The following is an 819-nucleotide window of genomic DNA, read 5'->3' on the forward strand; positions in this document are numbered from 1 at the left end:
TGTTGTGGTCAAGCTTTTTTGTAACACTTGTGGCTAAAAAAATAGTGCTTATCAATTTATGCTGCCGTCCTTGCTTCATATGGGGTTCGATAACCATTATAACTGTGTGGACGAACATGATTATAATCAACGTATGCAAATTCTTCTACCTTTTGATAGAGTGTTTCCTCTGTTGTAAACTCATACAAATTTGTGCATTCATTCTTCAAGGTATTGAAATAACGCTCCATCGGTGCATTGTCGTACGGATATCCTGCTTTGCTCATGCTCTGTGTCACATTTACCGATTCGCAGAATTCGGTAAATGCTTTGGACGTATACTGTGAGCCCTGGTCAGAATGTAAGATAAGGCCATCTTTGATTGTTGGCTGCGATTCCAGCGCTTTTCGGAGCGTCCGGATCGCAAGATCACTGGTAATGTTACGATCTGTTATGCTGGCAATCACACTCCGGTCATGCAAATCTATAATAGTGCAGTTATAGCGTACTTCATGATTTGCAAGGAACAGATAGGTGAAATCCGTGCACCATTTTCGATTGATTTCATCTGCTGTGAAATTTTGCTTCAGCTTATTATCGAATACTTTATGCGGGTTTCCATGCTCATATCCCGGCTTTTTTGGACGGACAACCGAACGGAGACCAAGCTCTGTGTTCATATATTTATGAACGGTGGTATTACTGTAAGAATAACCTTTACGCTCCAGATAAACTTTCATACTCCGATAGCCGTCAACTCCATTGTGCGAATGATATATTTCCTGAATCTGTGCTTGGACTTCGGCTTTAAGGGTATAATAATCCGCCTTCCGGTGTTTC

Annotated in this window: 1 protein-coding gene; it reads right to left on the reverse strand. The window is 41.1% G+C overall.

Annotated features, from left to right (window positions below):
* Positions 1–56 precede the first annotated feature (56 nt).
* Positions 57–819 (reverse strand): IS3 family transposase (locus GPK83_RS16685; RefSeq protein WP_215705344.1); only part of this gene is annotated, 763 nt, incomplete at its 5' end.

Source organism: Clostridium sp. MCC328 (assembly GCF_018785465.1).
In the GTDB taxonomy this organism is placed as follows: domain Bacteria; phylum Bacillota; class Clostridia; order Lachnospirales; family Lachnospiraceae; genus Pilosibacter; species Pilosibacter fragilis.